The sequence below is a fragment of the Microcystis sp. T1-4 genome, assembly GCF_000297435.1.
GTDB lineage: Bacteria > Cyanobacteriota > Cyanobacteriia > Cyanobacteriales > Microcystaceae > Microcystis.
Genome location: NZ_CAIP01000286.1, coordinates 1 through 543, shown reverse-complemented (window position 1 = coordinate 543; position 543 = coordinate 1). Strand labels below are relative to the sequence as shown.

Annotated in this window: 1 protein-coding gene; it reads right to left on the bottom strand. The window is 45.3% G+C overall.

The window, feature by feature from the left end:
- On the bottom strand, positions 1-543 hold a 543-nt coding region (locus MICAI_RS16155), incomplete at both ends, for a calcium-binding protein (protein ID WP_039900342.1).

The following is a 543-nucleotide window of genomic DNA, read 5'->3' as shown; positions in this document are numbered from 1 at the left end:
AACCTGCATTAAGGTTATCATTACCTGCTTCACCATAGAGAGCATCATCACCGACACCAGCAATGAGACCATCATTCCCTTCTCCACCCCAAATGCCATCACTTCCTTCATTTCCTTGAAGGGTATCGTCTCCCTCTTGACCAAAAAGATGATCTGCTGCTGAACCACTGTTAATCAAGTCATTTCCTGCACCTCCATAGATATTATTGCCAAAGATATTGACTTGCCATGAATAGGGTCCAGGATCATAGTCCCGATAAGCGTTGGTTGCACCGACATCAATATTGTCATTTCCTGACCCAGAAACGAGTTGTAAAATTTCGATTTCTTTGAGGGTTGAACCGTCTGAGATAGTGCCGTTATTAGGGTCACTGTAGTTAATGGTCAGGTTGTCTGTGGTGGTACTGTAATTGAGGTCGAGAAAATCTGTCCCTGCACCACCAATAATTTGATGGACTCCCGTACCAGGAACGATATGGTCGTCTCCTTCTCCTGCATCAAGGGTGTCATTCCCTCCTCCACCCTCAAGGTAGTCATTTCCTG